This window comes from Streptomyces cathayae (genome assembly GCF_029760955.1).
In the GTDB taxonomy this organism is placed as follows: Bacteria; Actinomycetota; Actinomycetes; order Streptomycetales; family Streptomycetaceae; genus Streptomyces; species Streptomyces cathayae.
The window spans coordinates 3,590,733-3,608,555 of the sequence record NZ_CP121682.1; the positions used below are offsets into that span (position 1 = coordinate 3,590,733).

Annotated in this window: 15 protein-coding genes; 1 reads left to right on the forward strand and 14 read right to left on the reverse strand. The window is 72.2% G+C overall.

The genetic code is table 11. From position 1 onward, the window contains the following. Positions 1-75 precede the first annotated feature (75 nt). The 7 genes from topA to bldG all read right to left on the reverse strand — a co-directional run bounded on the left by topA (position 76) and on the right by bldG (position 9,813). Positions 76-2,994: a type I DNA topoisomerase gene (gene topA, locus PYS65_RS16255; protein WP_279334672.1), complete on the reverse strand. Its 2,919-nt coding sequence runs from the start codon at positions 2,992-2,994 to the stop codon at positions 76-78. Between the two features lie 256 nt (positions 2,995-3,250). After that, positions 3,251-3,448 (reverse strand): hypothetical protein, encoded by a 198-nt coding sequence (locus PYS65_RS16260; RefSeq protein WP_279334673.1) that lies wholly within the window; start codon positions 3,446-3,448, stop codon positions 3,251-3,253. Positions 3,449-3,729: 281 nt separating this feature from the next. Next, complete coding sequence (locus tag PYS65_RS16265) at positions 3,730-5,295, reverse strand: DUF7059 domain-containing protein (RefSeq protein WP_279334674.1); 1,566 nt, start codon at positions 5,293-5,295, stop codon at positions 3,730-3,732. Positions 5,296-5,376: 81 nt separating this feature from the next. Beyond that, positions 5,377-5,949, reverse strand: coding sequence for a small secreted protein (locus tag PYS65_RS16270; RefSeq protein WP_279334675.1), 573 nt, complete (start codon positions 5,947-5,949; stop codon positions 5,377-5,379). Between the two features lie 214 nt (positions 5,950-6,163). After that, positions 6,164-8,569, reverse strand: coding sequence for a sodium-translocating pyrophosphatase (locus PYS65_RS16275; protein ID WP_279334676.1), 2,406 nt, complete (start codon positions 8,567-8,569; stop codon positions 6,164-6,166). 353 nt (positions 8,570-8,922) lie between these two features. Next, positions 8,923-9,360, reverse strand: coding sequence for an ATP-binding protein (locus PYS65_RS16280; RefSeq protein ID WP_279334677.1), 438 nt, complete (start codon positions 9,358-9,360; stop codon positions 8,923-8,925). Between the two features lie 111 nt (positions 9,361-9,471). Continuing rightward, positions 9,472-9,813, reverse strand: a complete 342-nt coding sequence (gene bldG / locus PYS65_RS16285; protein WP_003991900.1) for an anti-sigma factor antagonist BldG — start codon at positions 9,811-9,813, stop codon at positions 9,472-9,474. A 79-nt stretch (positions 9,814-9,892) separates the two neighbouring features. Between bldG and PYS65_RS16290 the strand changes: the two genes are divergently transcribed. After that, the gene (locus tag PYS65_RS16290; protein WP_279334678.1) at positions 9,893-12,421 is read left to right on the forward strand and encodes a DEAD/DEAH box helicase; all 2,529 of its coding nucleotides are present in this window, start codon (positions 9,893-9,895) and stop codon (positions 12,419-12,421) included. Here the strand turns inward: PYS65_RS16290 and PYS65_RS16295 are convergent. The 7 genes from PYS65_RS16295 to ssd form a co-directional block, all read right to left on the reverse strand. After that, a complete protein-coding gene (locus PYS65_RS16295) occupies positions 12,336-12,830 on the reverse strand; it encodes an Rv3654c family TadE-like protein (RefSeq protein ID WP_423836095.1) in 495 nt (164 codons plus the stop codon). The two genes, PYS65_RS16290 and PYS65_RS16295, sit on opposite strands and share 86 nt — an antisense overlap. Next, on the reverse strand, positions 12,827-13,228 hold the full coding sequence (locus PYS65_RS16300) for a TadE family type IV pilus minor pilin (RefSeq protein WP_279334680.1): 402 nt from the start codon (positions 13,226-13,228) through the stop codon (positions 12,827-12,829). Before PYS65_RS16300 ends, PYS65_RS16295 begins: the two co-directional genes overlap by 4 nt. Next, positions 13,215-13,424, reverse strand: coding sequence for a DUF4244 domain-containing protein (locus PYS65_RS16305; RefSeq protein WP_279334681.1), 210 nt, complete (start codon positions 13,422-13,424; stop codon positions 13,215-13,217). The genes PYS65_RS16300 and PYS65_RS16305 overlap by 14 nt, the downstream gene beginning before the upstream one ends. A gap of 71 nt (positions 13,425-13,495) precedes the next feature. Beyond that, positions 13,496-14,293 (reverse strand): type II secretion system F family protein, encoded by a 798-nt coding sequence (locus PYS65_RS16310; protein WP_279334682.1) that lies wholly within the window; start codon positions 14,291-14,293, stop codon positions 13,496-13,498. After that, positions 14,290-15,147 carry a type II secretion system F family protein gene (locus tag PYS65_RS16315; protein WP_279337971.1) on the reverse strand — a complete coding sequence of 286 codons (858 nt, stop codon included), beginning with the start codon at positions 15,145-15,147 and terminating at the stop codon, positions 14,290-14,292. Before PYS65_RS16315 ends, PYS65_RS16310 begins: the two co-directional genes overlap by 4 nt. A gap of 67 nt (positions 15,148-15,214) precedes the next feature. Then, positions 15,215-16,363 (reverse strand): TadA family conjugal transfer-associated ATPase, encoded by a 1,149-nt coding sequence (locus PYS65_RS16320; protein ID WP_279334683.1) that lies wholly within the window; start codon positions 16,361-16,363, stop codon positions 15,215-15,217. Positions 16,364-16,548: 185 nt separating this feature from the next. Continuing rightward, entirely contained in the window at positions 16,549-17,655 is a 1,107-nt protein-coding gene (ssd, locus tag PYS65_RS16325; RefSeq protein WP_279334684.1) for a septum site-determining protein Ssd, read from the reverse strand. Positions 17,656-17,823: the final 168 nt, after the last annotated feature.

The following is a 17,823-nucleotide window of genomic DNA, read 5'->3' on the forward strand; positions in this document are numbered from 1 at the left end:
TCCGAACCCTTGGCGAAGATCCACACCTGGGAGCGGACGACGGACCGCCGTGCCGCACGGGGTCCCGAGGGCGCCTCAGTCCTCGGCGCCGTTCACGGCCGTCGCCTTCTTCGCGGCGGCCTTGGTCGCCGTCGTCTTCTTCGCCGTCGTGGTCTTCGCTGTCGTGGACTTCGCCGCGGTCTTCTTCGCCGCCGCCGTCTTCTTCGCCGGGGCCTTCTTGGCGGCCGTCTTCTTGGCCGGGGTCTTCTTGGCGGCCGTCTTCTTGGCGGGCCCCTTGGCGCGCTTCTCGGCCAGCAGCTCGAAGCCGCGCTCCCGGGTGATCGTCTCGACGCTGTCACCGGAGCGCAGGGTCGCGTTGGTCTCGCCGTCGGTGACGTACGGACCGAAGCGGCCGTCCTTCACCACGACCGGCTTCCCGCTGACCGGGTCCTCACCCAGCTCCTTCAGCGGCGGCTTGGCCGCGGCCCGGCCACGCTGCTTGGGCTGGGCGTAGATCGCCAGCGCCTCCTCCAGCGTGATCGTGAAGAGCTGCTCCTCGGACTGCAGCGACCGCGAGTCGGTGCCCTTCTTCAGATACGGCCCGTAGCGGCCGTTCTGCGCGGTGATCTCCACGCCCTCGGCGTCGGCGCCGACCACGCGCGGCAGCGACATCAGCTTCAGCGCGTCGTCGAGCGTCACCGTGTCCAGGGACATCGACTTGAAGAGGGAGGCGGTGCGCGGCTTGACCGCGTTCTTGCCGGTCTTCGGCGTGCCCTCGGGGAGGATCTCCGTGACGTACGGCCCGTAGCGGCCGTCCTTGGCGACGATCGGGCGGCCGGTCGCCGGGTCGGTGCCCAGCTCGAAGTCGCCGCTCGGCTTGGCGAGCAGTTCCTCGGCCAGTTCGACGGTCAGCTCGTCGGGCGCCAGGTCCTCGGGGACGTCGGCCCGCTGGTGACCCTCCGCGTCCTTCTCACCGCGCTCGACGTACGGGCCGTAGCGCCCGACCCGCAGCACGATGCCGTCGCCCACCGGGAACGACGACACCTCGCGGGCGTCGATCGCGCCCAGGTCGGTCACCAGTTCCTTGAGGCCGCCGAGGTGGTCCCCGTCGCCGTTGCCCGCCTCGGCCGCGCCACCGTTGTCGGTGCCGGTGCCGCCCGCGGCGAAGCCGCTGTCGGGCACGGTCTCGCCGAAGTAGAACCGCTTCAGCCACGGCACGGACTGCGCCTCACCGCGTGCGATGCGGTCGAGGTCGTCCTCCATCTTGGCGGTGAAGTCGTAGTCGACGAGCCGGCCGAAGTGCTTCTCCAGCAGGTTGACCACGGCGAAGGAGAGGAAGGACGGCACCAGGGCCGTGCCCTTCTTGAACACATAGCCGCGGTCGAGGATCGTGCCGATGATCGACGCGTACGTCGACGGGCGGCCGATCTCCCGCTCCTCCAGCTCCTTGACCAGCGACGCCTCGGTGTAGCGGGCCGGCGGCTTGGTGGCGTGGCCGTCGACCGAGATCTTCTCGGCGGTCAGGGCGTCGCCCTCGGCGACCTGCGGCAGCCGGCGCTCGCGGTCGTCGAGCTCGGCGTTCGGGTCGTCCGCGCCCTCGACGTACGCCTTCAGGAAGCCGTGGAAGGTGATGGTCTTGCCGGACGCGGTGAACTCGACGTCCCGGCCGTCGGACGCGGTGCCGCCGATCTTCACGGTGACGGAGTTACCGGTGGCGTCCTTCATCTGGGAGGCGACGGTCCGCTTCCAGATCAGCTCGTAGAGCCGGAACTGGTCGCCGGTCAGGCCGGTCTCGGCCGGGGTGCGGAAACGGTCGCCGGAGGGGCGGATCGCCTCGTGCGCCTCCTGGGCGTTCTTCACCTTCCCGGCGTAGGTGCGCGGCTGCGGCGGCAGGTAGTCGGCGCCGTACAGCTGCGTGACCTGGGCGCGGGCGGCGGCGACCGCCGTCTCGCTCAGCGTCGTCGAGTCCGTACGCATGTAGGTGATGTAGCCGTTCTCGTACAGCTTCTGCGCGATCTGCATGGTGGCCTTCGCGCCGTAGCCGAGCTTGCGGCTCGCCTCCTGCTGCAGTGTCGTCGTACGGAACGGGGCGTACGGCGAGCGGCGGTACGGCTTGGACTCGACGGACCGCACGGAGAACCGCGTGTTCTCCAGGGCGGCGGCCAGGGCGCGGGCGTTCGCCTCGTCGAGCTGGAGGGTGTTCGCGCTCTTGAGCCGGCCCAGGGAGTCGAAGTCGCGGCCCTGAGCGACGCGCCTGCCGTCGACGCTCTGGAGACGGGCGACCAGCGACGCCGGATCGGAGGCGTCCCCCGCGCGGCCGGATGGGGGTCCCCCCGCCGGAGCGAAGCCGGAGGTGGGGGAAAAGGTGCCCGTCAGGTCCCAGTACTCGGCGGAACGGAAGGCGATGCGCTCGCGTTCCCGCTCGACCACCAGCCGGGTGGCGACGGACTGGACACGGCCGGCGGACAGCCGGGGCATGACCTTCTTCCACAGGACCGGCGAGACCTCGTAGCCGTAGAGGCGGTCGAGGATGCGGCGGGTCTCCTGGGCGTCGACCAGCTTCTGGTTGAGCTGGCGCGGGTTGGCCACGGCCTCGCGGATCGCGTCCTTGGTGATCTCGTGGAAGACCATCCGCTTGACCGGGATCTTCGGCTTGAGGACTTCCTGGAGGTGCCAGGCGATGGCCTCGCCCTCGCGGTCCTCATCGGTGGCGAGGAAGAGCTCGTCGGACTCCTTCAGCAGGTCCTTGAGCTTCTTGACCTGGGCCCTTTTGTCGGCGTTGACCACATAGATCGGCTGGAAGTCGTGTTCGACGTCCACACCGAGACGGCGGACCTCACCGGTGTACTTCTCGGGCACCTCCGCGGCGCCGTTGGGAAGGTCGCGAATATGCCCGACGCTCGCCTCGACGATGTAGCCAGGGCCGAGATAGCCCTTGATCGTCTTCGCCTTGGCAGGCGACTCGACGATGACGAGTCGGCGGCCGCCCTTCGCGGTCTCGCTGGTCGGGGACAACTTCGCTCTTCTCTCCGGTCGACACTGGGGCCTCCCCGGGCTCTCGTCCCGGGGTCGGGTCTGCATTCACGGCTCGTGACGCTGCGGAGTGTGACGGTACCTCCCGCCCCCGTGTCAAACGGGAAAAGCCCGCAACGGCCACTCGAACGGTAACCCGACTTGCACCGTTCCTGCCGCCCGGACTGTCCGGACCCGGCCCGCTCCTCTGCGGAGCGCGACCTCTCGATTACCCGAATCCCCAGTTCGCCGACGGTCCTCAGAAGCGGGTGAGACACCACACGCCGAGGACGAGGGAGATCAGCGAGACGAGGCTCGCGACGCCGGCCGATGCGACGGGGCTCACACCCTGGGCCACCGGGCGACCGCGGCGGACGCCCGTCACGGTCCAGGCCAGCAACCCGCCCCCGAACAGGCAGAACACCAGCCCCGCGAAGATCGCCGGTCCGCTCTCCATGGTTCCCTGAGCCCCTTCCCCCGGGCCGCTGACGCCGGCCCGAAGATGAGGCTGACACGCACGAGCGGCGCGTAGGCGAACCGGAGGTGAACGCGGGGACGACGGGGGTGGGTGGGACGGCGGCCGGCGCGGCCCGGCTCCCGGTGAAGGTGTCCGGAACGACTCGAAAGTTGGCGAACCGAACACTTCTCCGAACAGTTCTCCGAGCACCTGCCGGGCACGCTCCCCGCACCGTGTACCGCACCACTGGGCACCCGCCGTCCTCGCCACTCCGCCACCGGTCACCCGACCGGTTCCAGGAACCCCTGCTCCACCAGCAGCCGGATCTGGGCGGGCGTGCGGTCGCGCAGCAGCACCGGGTCCTCGCCGAGGAGCTGGGCGATGGCGTCCAGGATGCGGCCCGCGCCCATCGTGCCGTCGCACACGCCCGCGAAGCCCGCGCCGATCGTGTCCACCCGGGTGGCCCGGCGCATCCCTCGGTTCTGGCGCAGCACCACATGCTCCGGGTCCTCCGCGCCGGGCAGCCCGACCTGCTCCTGCACGACCTCGTCGACCAACCGGAAGCTCGCCTCGAGCAGCGCCGCGTCGTCGTGCGCACGGAGGTAGTCGAGCCGCTCGAAGTGGGCCCGCACCGTGTCCCCGAGCGGCTGCTCGACCGGATGCGGCCACTCCTCCACCGTGACCGACGGCAGGGCGGCGCCCGACTTGCGCAGGGTGATCCAGCCGAAGCCGACGGCCTTCACGTCGCGCGCCTCGAACTCGTCCAGCCAGGCGTCGTAGCGTGCCTGGTAGTCGGCCGCGTCGCCGCGGTGGTCGCCGGCGTCCCGGAGCCACAGCTCGGCGTACTGGGTGACGTCCTGCACCTCACGCTGCACGATCCAGGCATCGCACCCGCGGGGCACCCATGACCTGAGCCTGTCCTGCCAGTCCTCCCCTTCGACGTGCTGCCAGTTGGCGAGGAACTGCGCGAACCCGCCTTCACGCAGTCGTTCCCCCGCCTCCTGAACGAGCGTGCGGCACAGATCGTCCCCGCCCATCCCGCCGTCGCGGTAGGTGAGCCGCGCGCCCGGCGAGATCACGAAGGGCGGGTTGGAGACGATCAGGTCGTACGTCTCGTCCTCCCGGACCGGTGCGAACAGCGACCCCTCGCGCAGCTCGGCGGCCGGGGCCCCGGAGAGGGCCAGGGTGAGCGCGGTGATGTGCAGCGCGCGCGGGTTGACGTCCGTCGCCGTCACGCGCGTGGCGTGCCGGGTGGCGTGCAGTGCCTGGATGCCGGAGCCGGTGCCGAGGTCGAGCGCGGAGGCGGCGGGCGTGCGGACGGTGATCCCGGCCAGGGTCATGGACGCCCCGCCGACGCCGAGGACGACTCCCTCCTCCCGGCTGCCGATGCCGCCGGCGCCGCCGACCGCGCAGCCCAGGTCGGACACGATGAACCAGTCCTCGCCCGCGGGCCCGCCGTACGGCCGTACGTCCACGGTCGCGGTGAGCTCGTCCGCGCCGACCCGCGCCAGCCACCCGTCCGCCAGGCAGGCGTCGACCGGCAGAACGTCCGCCACGCGTGCGCGGGGCACGGGTTGCTGCAACAGGAACAGCCGTACGAGTGTCTCCAGCGGCGTGTCACCGCGCGTCGCCCGGAACGCGGGCACGGTCTCGCTGCGGGCCAGCGCCGCGTACGCGGGAGCGCCGAGCAGTTCGAGCAGTCCGTCGGCGGTGAAGGAGGCCTTGAGCAGCGCGTCGCGGAGACGGGCGGCGGTGTCGGAACGGCCGGGTGACGGAGCCGGAGGAGCTGAGGGGACCGAGGGGGGCAGGGGCAAGGGCGGCAGGCCGGTGTTACTCACACTCTCCATTGTGGCCGCCGCCCTCGCCCCCCGCGTGCCGTGGCCCCCACGACCGCCACGACCTCCGTGACGGCCTCGGCTGCCGCGCCGTCAGCCCTGCGTGGCCTGCCCCGGAGCGGTGGCCGTCTTGCAGCTGGGCTGGCGGGCCATCGCCTTGCCGACCTCGCCCTCCTCCAGTGTCTTGAGGGCGTTGTTGCCGCTCTTGCTGAGCTTGTCCAGCTCGGTGGCGATGTCCTTCAGGCCGTCGGCGAACTTCGCCTGGTCGTCCGTGTCGAGATCGTCGACCTGCTTCTTCAGGGAGGCGTACGACGCGGAGATGCCGTTGAGTTCCTTGACGGCGTCCGTCTGCTTCTTCTCGCCGTTCTCGACGTCCGGCGCCCCCGCCTTGTTCACGGCCGCGCCGATCGCCTTGTAGGCGTCGGACATGTCCTGGAAGGCCTTCGAGTCGGTCTTCTGGACATCCTCCGGTGTGCTGTTGTCCGAGGTCTCCTTCTGGATCGCGGCGTTGGCGGCCGCGATCTTCTTCGCCTGCGGCTGCACCGCGTCACAGACCTGGTTCGCCCAGGAATCCAGCTTCTCGTTGCCGTCGTCGCCGCCGCATCCCGTCAGCGCCAGCACCAGTACCGCACCGCCGGACAGCGCGGCCGCGAGCTTCTTGTTCACCGGATTGGCCCCTTCCTTGGCTCCCGGCCCCGGAACATACACGCCAGATGGGCGACACCCCCCTGCCGGGCGTCCGTCAAGGCGAGTTTTGAAGCCATTTGCACCAAGCGAGAGAAGGCTCACGGCAAGGAGGCGCGCACCGCACGGTGCGGGCGGGCGACGCGTCAACTCGCGCCGCCCGCCCGCACCGTGAGCATGCCTTCGGTGACTGGACCTACGAAACCACCGCCGGGTCGACCGACTTGGGGTCAGGTTCGGAGTTGCCTTCGTCACCCATGGCGATACCGCGCCGTTTGGACACGTACACCGAACCGGCGATCACGGCCAGCGCCAGGACCGCGATCAGCACCCGTACGGCGACGCTCTTGTCCGCGCCGTAGGAGAACTGGATGACCGCGGGCGCGATGAGCAGCGCCACCAGGTTCATCACCTTCAGCAGGGGGTTGATGGCCGGCCCCGCGGTGTCCTTGAAGGGGTCGCCGACGGTGTCACCGATGACGGTGGCCTCGTGGGCCTCGCTGCCCTTGCCGCCGTGGTGGCCGTCCTCGACGAGCTTCTTCGCGTTGTCCCACGCGCCACCGGAGTTGGCGAGGAACACCGCCATCAGTGTGCCCGTGCCGATCGCGCCCGCGAGGAAGGCGCCGAGCGCTCCGACGCCGAGCGTGAACCCGATGAAGATGGGCGCCATCACGGCCAGCAGACCGGGTGTGGCGAGTTCGCGCAGGGCGTCCCTGGTACAGATGTCGACGACCTTGCCGTACTCCGGTTTCTCGCTGTAATCCATGATGCCGGGCTTCTCGCGGAACTGCCGCCGCACCTCGTAGACCACCGAACCCGCCGACCGCGAGACCGCGTTGATCGCCAGCCCCGAGAAGAGGAAGACGACCGCCGCGCCCGCGATGAGCCCGACGAGGTTGTTGGGCTGCGAGATGTCCATCATCAGGCTCATCGGCGCGCCCTCGCCGCTGAGCCGTTCGCCCACTTCCCTCGCGCCGGTGGTGATGGCGTCACGGTAGGAGCCGAACAGCGCCGCCGCCGCGAGCACGGCCGTGGCGATGGCGATGCCCTTGGTGATGGCCTTGGTGGTGTTGCCGACGGCGTCCAGGTCGGTGAGCACCTGGGCGCCCGCGCCCTCGACGTCGCCGGACATCTCGGCGATGCCCTGCGCGTTGTCGGAGACCGGTCCGAAGGTGTCCATCGCGACGATCACACCGACCGTGGTGAGCAGGCCGGTGCCGGCCAGCGCCACCGCGAACAGCGCCAGCATGATCGACGTACCGCCGAGCAGGAAGGCCCCGTACACGCCGAGGCCGATCAACAGGGCGGTGTAGACGGCCGATTCGAGCCCGAGGGAGATACCGGCGAGGACGACGGTGGCCGGGCCGGTGAGCGAGGTCTTGCCGATGTCCCTGACGGGACGCCGGGTGGTCTCGGTGAAGTAGCCGGTGAGCTGCTGGATCAGGGCGGCGAGCACGATGCCGATGGCCACCGCGACGAGTGCGAGGATCCGCGGGTCGCCGTCCATGCCCTGGATCGCCTCGTCGGTGACGCCGTCGAGGCCGGCGTAGGACGACGGCAGATAGATGAACACGGCGATCGCGACCAGGACGAGGGAGATCACCGCGGAGATGAAGAACCCGCGGTTGATCGCGCTCATGCCGCTGCGGTCGGAACGTCTCGGAGCCACCGCGAAGATGCCGACCATCGCGGTGAGGACGCCGATCGCGGGCACCAGCAGCGGGAAGGCCAGTCCGGCGTTACCGAAGGCGGCCGAGCCCAGGATCAGCGCGGCCACCAGCGTCACGGCGTACGACTCGAACAGGTCGGCCGCCATGCCCGCGCAGTCACCGACGTTGTCGCCCACGTTGTCGGCGATGGTCGCGGCATTGCGCGGATCGTCCTCCGGAATGCCCTTCTCGACCTTGCCGACCAGGTCGGCACCGACGTCGGCGGCCTTGGTGAAGATGCCGCCGCCGACCCGCATGAACATCGCGATCAGCGCGGCCCCGAGCCCGAATCCCTCGAGCACCTTCGGCGCGTCGGCCGCGTACACGAGCACCACGCAGGTGGCGCCCAGCAGGCCGAGCCCGACGGTGAACATGCCGACCACGCCGCCCGTGCGAAAAGCGATCTTCATCGCTTTGTGCGAGACGGCGGTGAGATCCCTTTCCGGCTCTCCGGGAGCCGGTGTCGCCTCGCGGGCCGCCGCGGCGACTCGCACGTTGGTGCGCACGGCGAGCCACATACCGATATATCCGGTGGCCGCCGAGAACGCTGCTCCGATCAAGAAGAACACCGATCGCCCGGCACGCTGATTCCAGTCGTCCGCGGGCAGCAGCATGAGCAGGAAGAACACGACGACGGCGAAAACGCCGAGTGTGCGCAGCTGGCGGGCCAGGTAGGCGTTCGCGCCCTCCTGGACCGCTGCGGCGATCTCCTTCATGCTGTCGGTGCCCTCGCCGGCCGCGAGTACCTGGCGCACCAGGACGCCCGCGACCACCAGTGCCGCCAGTGCCACGACCCCGATGACCACCACGAGCACACGGTTGTCGTCGGTCAGCACGGCTGCTGCGAGAGAGATGGGTTGGCCCGACTGATGTGAGACGGAAAGCCCCGCCATTCGTCCTCCTTGACGCTTGGGCTGAGCTCAAGATGTGGACGGGATTCTAGGTACCCGGAACCTGATCGAAACAGAGCGCGTTAAATGTAAATCGCCGCACATCCTCTTCACGCCATGATCACCTGTAATGCCTCTGGAGCATTCACCGATCGCCCGATGGATCGTGAATGAATTCACGCGGTGAACCGCACGGGAACGGCGGAACAGAAACCACAGTAAGCGTGGGTGGTGATACCCGCACATGCCGAAGGGCCCCACGGGTGGGGCCCTTCGGAAAAGAAGTCGCTGTTCGGGTGACTCGGGTCGGGCGGCCGGGCGCTCAGGCGGCCGGCCGGGGCGAGCGGTCGGGCGGGTCAGCCGTGGAAGGTGGCCGGCGGCGTGGTGGACCACCTCATACGGATCGTCCCGCCGTGCTCCCCGGAGCTGACCTCGACGTCGTCGACGAGTCCGCTGATGACCGCGAGGCCCATCGCGTCCTCCTCGCTCTCGGCCTCGGCGCCTCCCGGCCCGTCGCCGGGCGTCCGCCCGCCGGGAGCCGGATGGGGTGCCTCGTCACCGACCTCGATGGAGAACTGCTTCTCCTCCTCGGTCAGCAGCACCTTCACGGGGGCCGAGATTCCACCGTTCCGGTGGAGTCCGACGGCCCGGGTGCACGCCTCCCCGACGGCGAGCCGGACCTCGTCGAGGACCGTCTCGTCCACTCCGGCCCTACGCGCCACCGCCGCCGCCACCAGCCGGGCGGTCCTGACATGCTCGGGCAGCGCGCTGAAGCGGAGCTCAACGGTGGCCATGCATCCCCCTCGCAGACTTCGGGCGTGCGGTGGAGAGGCCGGGCTGCCGAAGAGCCCGGTCCTCCTCCTACTTCACTGCTCTGCCCGGACGCGGACGCCCGGACCCGATGATCAGTCGGTGGCCGCCACCGCTTCCTCGACCGAGGTGTGAATCGGGAACACCTTGGTGAGGCCGGTGATACGGAAGATCTTGAGAATGCGCTCCTGGTTGCAGACCAGGCGCAGCGAGCCCTCATGGGCACGCACCCGCTTCAGTCCGCCGACCAGCACGCCGAGTCCGGTTGAATCCAGGAAGTCCACACCCTCCATGTCGACGACAAGGTGGAAACTGCCGTCATTCACCAACTCGACCAGCTGCTCGCGCAGCTTGGGCGCGGTATATACGTCGATTTCGCCACCGACCCTGACGATCGTGCGATCGCCCATGGTCTCGGTCGACAGGGACAGGTCCACGGATCCTCCAGCACCTAGCTATCGAGCGGTCGCCCTTGGGGCATCTCGGCTCAGCCCCCGGGACGGTTCGCCAGCCGCGATGGCATTCAATCACTTACCGGCAGGCGTGCACGACGCCTTGGTCCCATTGTCCGTCATGCCGGTGACACACTCGGTGCCGATGGCCAAGAATCTCCGACCCGATCGGCCCCTGACGGACAGCGCCTCCCGGCCCGCGCCGGGGGCGCTCCTGTCCCGGCTCGCCGCCGGGCCGAGCCGGGCTTCGCGCATCACACATACGGAGCACTTGCCCCCGCGAGCGGGTCGCCATGCCCTCTGGCCGGACCGGATTCGCCCGGAGGTGCTCGCCGCCGTGCGGGCGGCGGGCATCGACCGTCCCTGGGCCCACCAGGCACGGGCCGCCGAGCACGCCCTGGACGGCGAGTCGGTCGTGGTCGCCACCGGTACCGCCTCCGGCAAGTCCCTGGCGTACCTCACGCCCGTCCTGTCGGCGCTCCTGGACGGCTCCGAGGCTCCGAACGGCCGGGGGGCGACCGCCCTCTACCTCGCTCCCACCAAGGCCCTCGCGGCCGACCAGTGCCGCGCTGTGAAGGAACTTTCACAACCTCTGGGCCATTCGGTGCGCGCGGCGGTCCACGACGGCGACACTCCGTTCGAGGAACGCGAGTGGATCCGCCTGCACGCCAACTACGTGCTGACCAACCCGGACATGCTGCACCGGGCCGTGCTCCCGTCCCACCCCCGCTGGTCCTCCTTCCTGAAGTCGCTGAAGTACGTCGTCGTCGACGAGTGCCACACCTACCGGGGCGTCTTCGGCTCGCACGTCGCCCAGGTGCTGCGCCGGCTGCGCCGCCTCTGTGCACGTTACGGCTCCTCGCCCGTCTTCCTGCTGGCCTCCGCGACCGCCGCCGAGCCCGCGGTCGCCGCCCGCCGGCTCACCGGACTGCCGGTGGTCGAGGTCGCCGACGACGCCTCACCGCGCGGTGAACTGGTGTTCGCCCTCTGGGAGCCCCCGCTGACCGAACTGCACGGCGAGAAGGGCGCCCCCGTGCGCCGCACGGCCACCGCCGAGGCCGCCGACCTGCTGACCGACCTCACCGTGCAGGGCGTCCGCTCGGTCACCTTCGTACGCTCCCGGCGCGGCGCCGAGCTCATCTCGGTGATCGCCCAGGAACGCCTCGCCGAAGTGGCATCAGCGGCCGGCGCCGCGGGCGACCGCTCCCTGGCCCGGCGCGTGGCGGCCTACCGGGGCGGCTACCTCCCCGAGGAGCGCCGTGCCCTCGAACGCGCCCTGCACTCCGGCGAACTCCTCGGACTCGCCGCGACGAACGCCCTGGAACTCGGCGTGGACATCTCCGGCCTGGACGCCGTCGTGATCGCCGGCTACCCGGGCACCCGGGCGTCCCTGTGGCAGCAGGCCGGCCGCGCGGGACGCTCCGGGCAGGGTGCCCTCGCCATCCTGGTCGCCCGCGACGACCCCCTGGACACCTTCCTCGTCCACCACCCCGAAGCCCTGTTCGACCGGCCCGTGGAATCCACCGTCCTCGACCCAGACAACCCCTACGTGCTCGCCCCGCACCTGTGCGCGGCGGCCGAGGAACTGCCCCTGACGGACGAGGACCTGGCACTGTTCGGACCCGCCGCCGGGGAACTCCTGCCACAACTGGAGGCCGCGAAGCTGCTCCGCCGCCGGACGAAGGCCTGGCACTGGACCCGCCGGGAGCGGGCCGCCGACCTGACCGACATCCGCGGGGAGGGCGGCCGGCCGGTCCAGGTCGTCGAGTCCGGTACCGGACGACTGCTCGGCACGGTGGACGCGAGCGCCGCGCACACGGCCGTCCACGAGGGCGCGGTCCACCTCCACCAGGGCCGCACCTATCTCGTCCGCTCCCTCGACCTGGACGATTCCGTCGCCCTGGTCGAGCAGGCCGCCCCGTCCTACACGACGGTCGCCCGCGACACCACGTCCATCTCCGTGCTGGAGACGGACACCGAGGTCCCGTGGGGCGACGGCCGCCTGTGCTTCGGTTCCGTCGAGGTCACCAACCAGGTGGTCTCCTTCCTTCGTCGACGGGTCGTCACCGGCGAGGTGCTGGGCGAGACGAAACTCGACCTGCCTCCTCGTACGCTGCGCACCCGCGCGGTGTGGTGGACGGTCACCGAGGACCAGTTGGACCGGGCCAGGATCAACCCGGAGATCCTCGGCGGTGCCCTGCACGCCGCCGAGCACGCGTCGATCGGCATGCTGCCCCTCTTCGCGACCTGCGACCGCTGGGACATCGGCGGCGTCTCCGTCCCCCTGCACCCCGACACCCTGCTGCCCACCGTCTTCGTCTACGACGGGCATCCGGGCGGGGCGGGTTTCGCGGAGCGTGCCTTCCACACCGCCGGTGACTGGCTCACCGCCACCCGGCAGGCCATCGCGTCCTGCGAGTGCGAGGCCGGGTGCCCCTCCTGCATCCAGTCCCCCAAGTGCGGCAACGGCAACGACCCTCTGCACAAGCGGGGCGCGGTGCGGCTGCTCACGGTGCTGCTGGAGGGGGCCCCGGCGCAGGCGGGGGAACCGCCGGCGGGGGAGGCGGACCGGCAGGCCCCGCCCGTGCCCTGATCTCCGCCGCGAACGGCTCTCGTCCGGAGGCCACCGACACGTCCGAGACCTCGCCGTCGACGGCGCACCGCACGAGGCGGGTGTTCTGCGCCCGTGCCACCCGGTCGGCCCGTGCGCAGGCCGCCGCCTCGCCGTCCCTCCACCGGTCCGCCGCCGCCAGCGCGGCGAGGTCCGCGCCCCCGGCCGCCCGATGCCGGACCACGGCGGCCTGGCCGAGAACGAGGACGACGCCGAAGACGACACACAGCACGGCGATCACCCCGACGCTCCAGACGGTCGCGGACCCTCGGTCGCGTCCGCGTCCGCGGACCCCGCCGAGGACCCCGGCGGGGAGCCGGCCGTCCGGCCATCGGCGCCGGCGCCGGGGGCTGTGGCTGTGGCTGTGGTTACAGAGCCCCCCTCTCCTCATGTGCCCGCCCCCACCGTCTCCTCCACGGCGGCCACCGCCTCCTCCCGTACGTCGAAGGGCAGCCCGCTCAGCACCGGGAGCCTGGCCACGACGACCACACGGGCCCACGCCCCCTCCCGGCTCACGGTGACCTCCGCCCCGGACGGCGCCGCCCGGCGGGCCACCTCGACGACCGCGCCGGGGGGATCCTGCCGGGCCGCCGCGCGGGCACCCGTGCGGGCCGCGTCCACGCACTGGATCTGCGCCGCCACCACCAGCAGCCCCCACACCAGCGCCATCGTGAACGTCACCAGCACAGGCAGCACCATCGCCGCCTCCGCCGTCACGAACCCCCGGTCCGCACGCCACGCACGCCGCGCACAGGGCTCGTCGTACGTCCGGCGCTCACATCCGGCCATCGAGCGCCTGCTCCACGATCCTCGTCAGCGCCGCGTCGACCGGTCCGCTCGTCACCACCTTGTAGAGCACCACGGCGAACGCCACCGCCGCCACGATGCCCATCGCGTACTCGGAAGTGACCATTCCGGCGTCCCTCCGCGTCGCCCGCATCCCGCACACCAGGGCACGCAGCCGTGCCCGTACCAGCTGATACATCTCAACTCCCCATACAGATACAGATCCCCTACAGAAAAGCTCTGTCGAAACCACCCGACTGTTCGTCCCGCTCACCGCCCCGGCGGCTCACCCCCTCCCAGCACCCCGCCGGCGAGCCCGATCACCACGGGCAGCACGCCGACCGCGATGAAGGCGGGCAGAAAGCACAGCCCCACGGGTGCGGTGACCATGACGGCCGCCCGCCGCGCCCGTGCCGTCGCCGCCCGTCCCCACTGCGCACGGGACTCCGCGGCGAGCCGCGCGACGGGCGCGGCCATGGGGAGCCCGGACACATCGGCCCGTTCCAGCAGCCGGGCCAGGGCAGCGGCTCCCGGCACGGAGGCCAGCCGCCGCCAGGCCGCACCCGGTTCACCGCCGAGCCGTACCTCTGCCGCGCCCTGTGCCAGCGCGGCCCCGACCGGCCCGCCCAGGGCCTCACCGACGGCCTGCGCGGCCGGTACCGGACCGGCGCCCGCCGCGATGCAGGCGGCCAGCAGATCGGCGGCGAGGGGCAGTTGCCGTGCCGCGCCGGCTGCCTCGCGCTCCCGCACGTGCGCTCCGGCAGCCGTCTGCCGCAGTCGCCACCGCCACAGTCCGGCGGCGCAGGCCAACCCCACCAGCACCCCGGTGAGGCCGCCCACCAGCGCCCACCCCGCGCACGCCACGCCCACCGGGGGCAACCAATGCCGCGCGGTTCCCGGCACGGCGAGGCGCGGCCGGGAGGCCGGCGGTTCCACGGCCGACAGGCCGGCCAGCCGTCGTCGCACCCGGTGCTCGCGCCGCGTCCGGCACAGCCACCGGGCCGTCCAGCCGATCACCGGCACCATCCCCACGAACACCCCCAGCCCGTGGACGACCTCGCCGCTCATCGCGATGCCTCCTCTGCTCCCCGCGTGATCCGCAACACCCACCACAGCCCCAGACCCTCCAGAACCCCGCCGGCCACGAGGCAGCCGAACCCCGACGCGGTGTGCAGCAGGATGTGCAGCGGGTCGGCCCCGAGGGCCACGCCGAGTCCGAGCCCCAGAGCCGGGAGCCCGGCGAGCATCACCGCGGTGGCACGGGCGCCGGCCAGCTGGGCGCGCAGATCGTCGCGCTGGTCCCGTTCGGCACGCAGCGCCGCTTCCAGCCGGTCGAGTCCGGCCGCGAGCCCCGCCCCCTGGTCGACGGCGACCCGCCAGCACGCGGCGAGCCCTCGAAGCCCCTCGGCGCCCGGCTGCCGCGCCGCCGCCGCGAGCCCGTCCGGGACGTCCCCGCCGAACCGCGCCGCCGCCAGCACCGCCGCCTGCGCTTCGCCGAGCCCGCCGGAATCACGCGCGGCCGGCGACAGCGCCTCACCCGGCTGCCGCCCGGCACGCACCTCACCGGCGAGCGCCCCGCACAGCGCGATCACCGCGTCGGCCCGGTTCTCGCGGGCCCGGCGCTCCCGAGCGGCCAGCCGAACCCGCCGCAGCAACGGCACCCCGGCCACCCCGACGACGACCGGCACCACCGACGAACCCAGCAGCGCCAGCACCGCCCCGGCGGCCGGCGCCCACCATTCGGCGCGCAGCCGTCCACGGATCCGCCCCCACTCGCGGACCACCCGGGGCCACCCCGGCGGCCCGTTCCCGACGGCTCCCCCGCCGGCCAGCAGCAGTCGCGCCCGCCTGACTCCGGCCCGTCTGCCACCCAGCAGCCACGCGGCGCCCCCGAGGCACACCGTGGCCGCCCCGATCGACATCCCGGCAGTCCCGCTCACCCTCGCTCCCCTCTCCCGCTCGACCGCGCCCTCGACCGCACCCACTCGCTCACCGTCCACCGCCCCCGCCCCCCTGCCGGAGCAGCTCCCGCAGCCGCTCCCACCCCGGCTCGTGGGCGAAGGCGTCCGGACCCCACCGCAGCGCGGGCACCGTCCGCACCAGCCCCGACGGGTCCCGTTCCAGCACGTGCACCTCCGCGATCCGCCGCCGGCCGCCCCGCTCACGTACGAGGTGCAGCACCACGGACAGGGCGGCCGCCAGTTGGCTGTGCAGCGCGAACCGGTCGAGCCCGGCAGCCGTGCCGAGCGCTTCCAGCCGGGCGGGTACGTCCGCGGCGGCATTGGCGTGGACGGTCCCCGAGCCTTCGTGTCCCGTGTTGAGGGCGGCCAGGAGGTGGACCACCTCGGGGCCGCGCACCTCGCCCACGACCAGCCGGTCCGGCCGCATCCGCAGTGCCTGGCGCACCAGGTCCTCGAGCGTGACGAGTCCGGCGCCCTCCTGGTTCGCGGGCCTGCTCTCCAGGCGTACGACGTGTGGATGGTCGGGCCGCAGTTCGGCCGAGTCCTCGGCGAGGACGATCCGCTCGTCCGGTCCGACCAGTCCCAGCAGAGCGCTGAGCAGGGTCGTCTTCCCGGTTCCGGTGCCGCCGCTGACCAGGAAGGACAGTCGCGCGTCGAGCAGTGCGCGCAGGATCCGGTCGCCGCCCGGTGGCACCGTTCCCGCCGCCGTGAGTTCGTCCAGGGTGAAGGCGCGGGGCCGTACGACCCGCAGGGACAGGCAGGTGCAGCCGACGGCCACCGGGGGGAGCACCGCGTGGAGCCGTGTCCCGTCGGGCAGCCGCGCGTCCACCCACGGCCGGGCGTCGTCCAGGCGCCGGCCGGCGACGGCGGCGAGCCGCTGGGCGAGCCGCCGTACGGCGGCCGCGTCCGGGAAGGAGACGCGGGTGAGTTCCAGTCCGCCGCCGCGGTCCACCCAGACCCGGTCCGGTGCCGACACCAGTACGTCGGTCACCGACCGGTCGGTGAGGAGTGGATCCAGCGGGCCGCTGCCGATCAGCTCGGACCGCAGGTGTTCGGCGGCCCTCAGCACCTCGGCGTCGCCGAGGACCCGCCCCTGCTCCCGCAGCGCCTGCGCCACCCGCGCGGGCGTCGGCTCGGACCCGCTCTCCGCGAGCCACCGCCGCACCCCGTCGAGCATGTCCGGAGGCGCCTTCGGCCCGCCCACCGGCGTGCCGGAGGCCTCACCCCTCATCGGCGCCCCGACCCCGGCCACGCCCCGCAGGCCCGTCGGCGGCACACCGTGTGTCCCATCGGGCGCCGCGCTCTCCGGGCCGCCCGCCGGCGCGTGGCGCGGCCTCTCCGCCCTCCTGATGCCCCTGATATTCATGCCGTCCTCGCCTCCACCAGCGCCCGCTCCCAGAACTCCTTGCAGAAGCGGGCCAGCGGGCCCCGGCCGGACGCCGCAGGTGGTTGTCCCGATCCGGACGGACGCTGCAGGGCGGGCTCGACGGGCACGTCGCCGACGAGGGGCAGCCCGAGCAGCCGGGCGACCTCCCGGTCGTCGAGGCCGGGCATGTACGGGCCGCGCACCGCCACCCGCAGGTCGTGCAGGACCATGCCGACGGCGGAGGCGACCCGTCCGGCCGCCGCGACGGCGCGCAGCTCGGCGGGGACGACCAGGAGCCCGAGGTCGAGTTGCGCGAGGGCTTCGGCCACCCCGCTGTCGACGCGGCGGGGCAGGTCGACCACGACCGTGCCGCCTCCTCGCCGGGCCGCGGCGAGCACCGCCCGTACGGCCTGGGGCGGTACGGCGACGCAGTCGCCCCGGTCCCAGCTGAGCACCCGCAGCGAGTGCAGTTCGGGCAGCGACTCCTCCAGGGCTCCACCGCCGACCCGCCCCCGTGAGGCGGCGAACGCGGGCCAGCGCAGTCCTTCCGCCGTTTCGCCCCCGAGGACCACGTCGAGTCCGCCGCCCAGCGGATCCGCGTCCACCAGGAGGGTGCGCAGTCCCTCCCGCGCCGAGGTGACGGCGAGCGCGCACGCCAGGGTGGAGGCTCCGGCTCCGCCGCGGCCGCCGAGGACCCCGACGGTCAGGGCCGGCCGGCCGACGCCCTCGGCCACGTCGGCGATACGGTCGACCAGCCACTGCTCGCCGTCGGGCAGCATCAGCACATGGTCGGCGCCGATCTCCACGGCCCTGCGCCAGACCCCGGAGTCGTCCTGGTCGCGGCCGACCAGCACGACTCCTCGCCGACGCGCGGCACCGCGTACGCGCCGAGCGGCGTCGTCGCCGACGAGGACGAGCGGCGCGGCCTCCCAACTGCCTCTCGGTTCCGGAACTCCGTGGTGGACCTCCGGGGTGGCGCCGGCCGCGGCGCACAGACGCAGCAGATCGTCGAGAAGTCCGGAGTCCTCGGTGACGATCAGCGGCCCGCCCGGCCTGTCTCCTCCGGCGGCGGGTGGCGGATCGTGTGTGACGGTTCCTGCCATGGTCGTCCCCCTTCGCTGCATCTCGCGGCGCCCCTGCGGCCCCGCGATTCCCAAACGTGTGAAGAACCGGCAAGCGGTCTCCATATGAACGGCCGCCAGAAACCGGCCGTACGCGACTCGACAAAACAGAACCGGCGATGAACTCGCCGCGAGCGGGACGCGCTGGAA

Bases quoted from the DNA above. Each gene is read 5' to 3' on its own strand.
- PYS65_RS16260 (WP_279334673.1), bottom strand. From the start codon at position 3,448: ATGGAGAGCGGACCGGCGATCTTCGCGGGGCTGGTGTTCTGCCTGTTC.
- PYS65_RS16265 (WP_279334674.1), bottom strand. From the start codon at position 5,295: ATGGAGAGTGTGAGTAACACCGGCCTGCCGCCCTTGCCCCTGCCCCCC.
- PYS65_RS16275 (WP_279334676.1), bottom strand. From the start codon at position 8,569: ATGGCGGGGCTTTCCGTCTCACATCAGTCGGGCCAACCCATCTCTCTC.
- PYS65_RS16280 (WP_279334677.1), bottom strand. From the start codon at position 9,360: ATGGCCACCGTTGAGCTCCGCTTCAGCGCGCTGCCCGAGCATGTCAGG.
- PYS65_RS16290 (WP_279334678.1), top strand. From the start codon at position 9,893: ATGGCATTCAATCACTTACCGGCAGGCGTGCACGACGCCTTGGTCCCA.
- PYS65_RS16295 (WP_423836095.1), bottom strand. From the start codon at position 12,830: ATGAGGAGAGGGGGGCTCTGTAACCACAGCCACAGCCACAGCCCCCGG.
- PYS65_RS16300 (WP_279334680.1), bottom strand. From the start codon at position 13,228: ATGGCCGGATGTGAGCGCCGGACGTACGACGAGCCCTGTGCGCGGCGT.
- PYS65_RS16305 (WP_279334681.1), bottom strand. From the start codon at position 13,424: ATGTATCAGCTGGTACGGGCACGGCTGCGTGCCCTGGTGTGCGGGATG.
- PYS65_RS16310 (WP_279334682.1), bottom strand. From the start codon at position 14,293: ATGAGCGGCGAGGTCGTCCACGGGCTGGGGGTGTTCGTGGGGATGGTG.
- PYS65_RS16315 (WP_279337971.1), bottom strand. From the start codon at position 15,147: ATGTCGATCGGGGCGGCCACGGTGTGCCTCGGGGGCGCCGCGTGGCTG.
- PYS65_RS16320 (WP_279334683.1), bottom strand. From the start codon at position 16,363: ATGCTCGACGGGGTGCGGCGGTGGCTCGCGGAGAGCGGGTCCGAGCCG.
- ssd (WP_279334684.1), bottom strand. From the start codon at position 17,655: ATGGCAGGAACCGTCACACACGATCCGCCACCCGCCGCCGGAGGAGAC.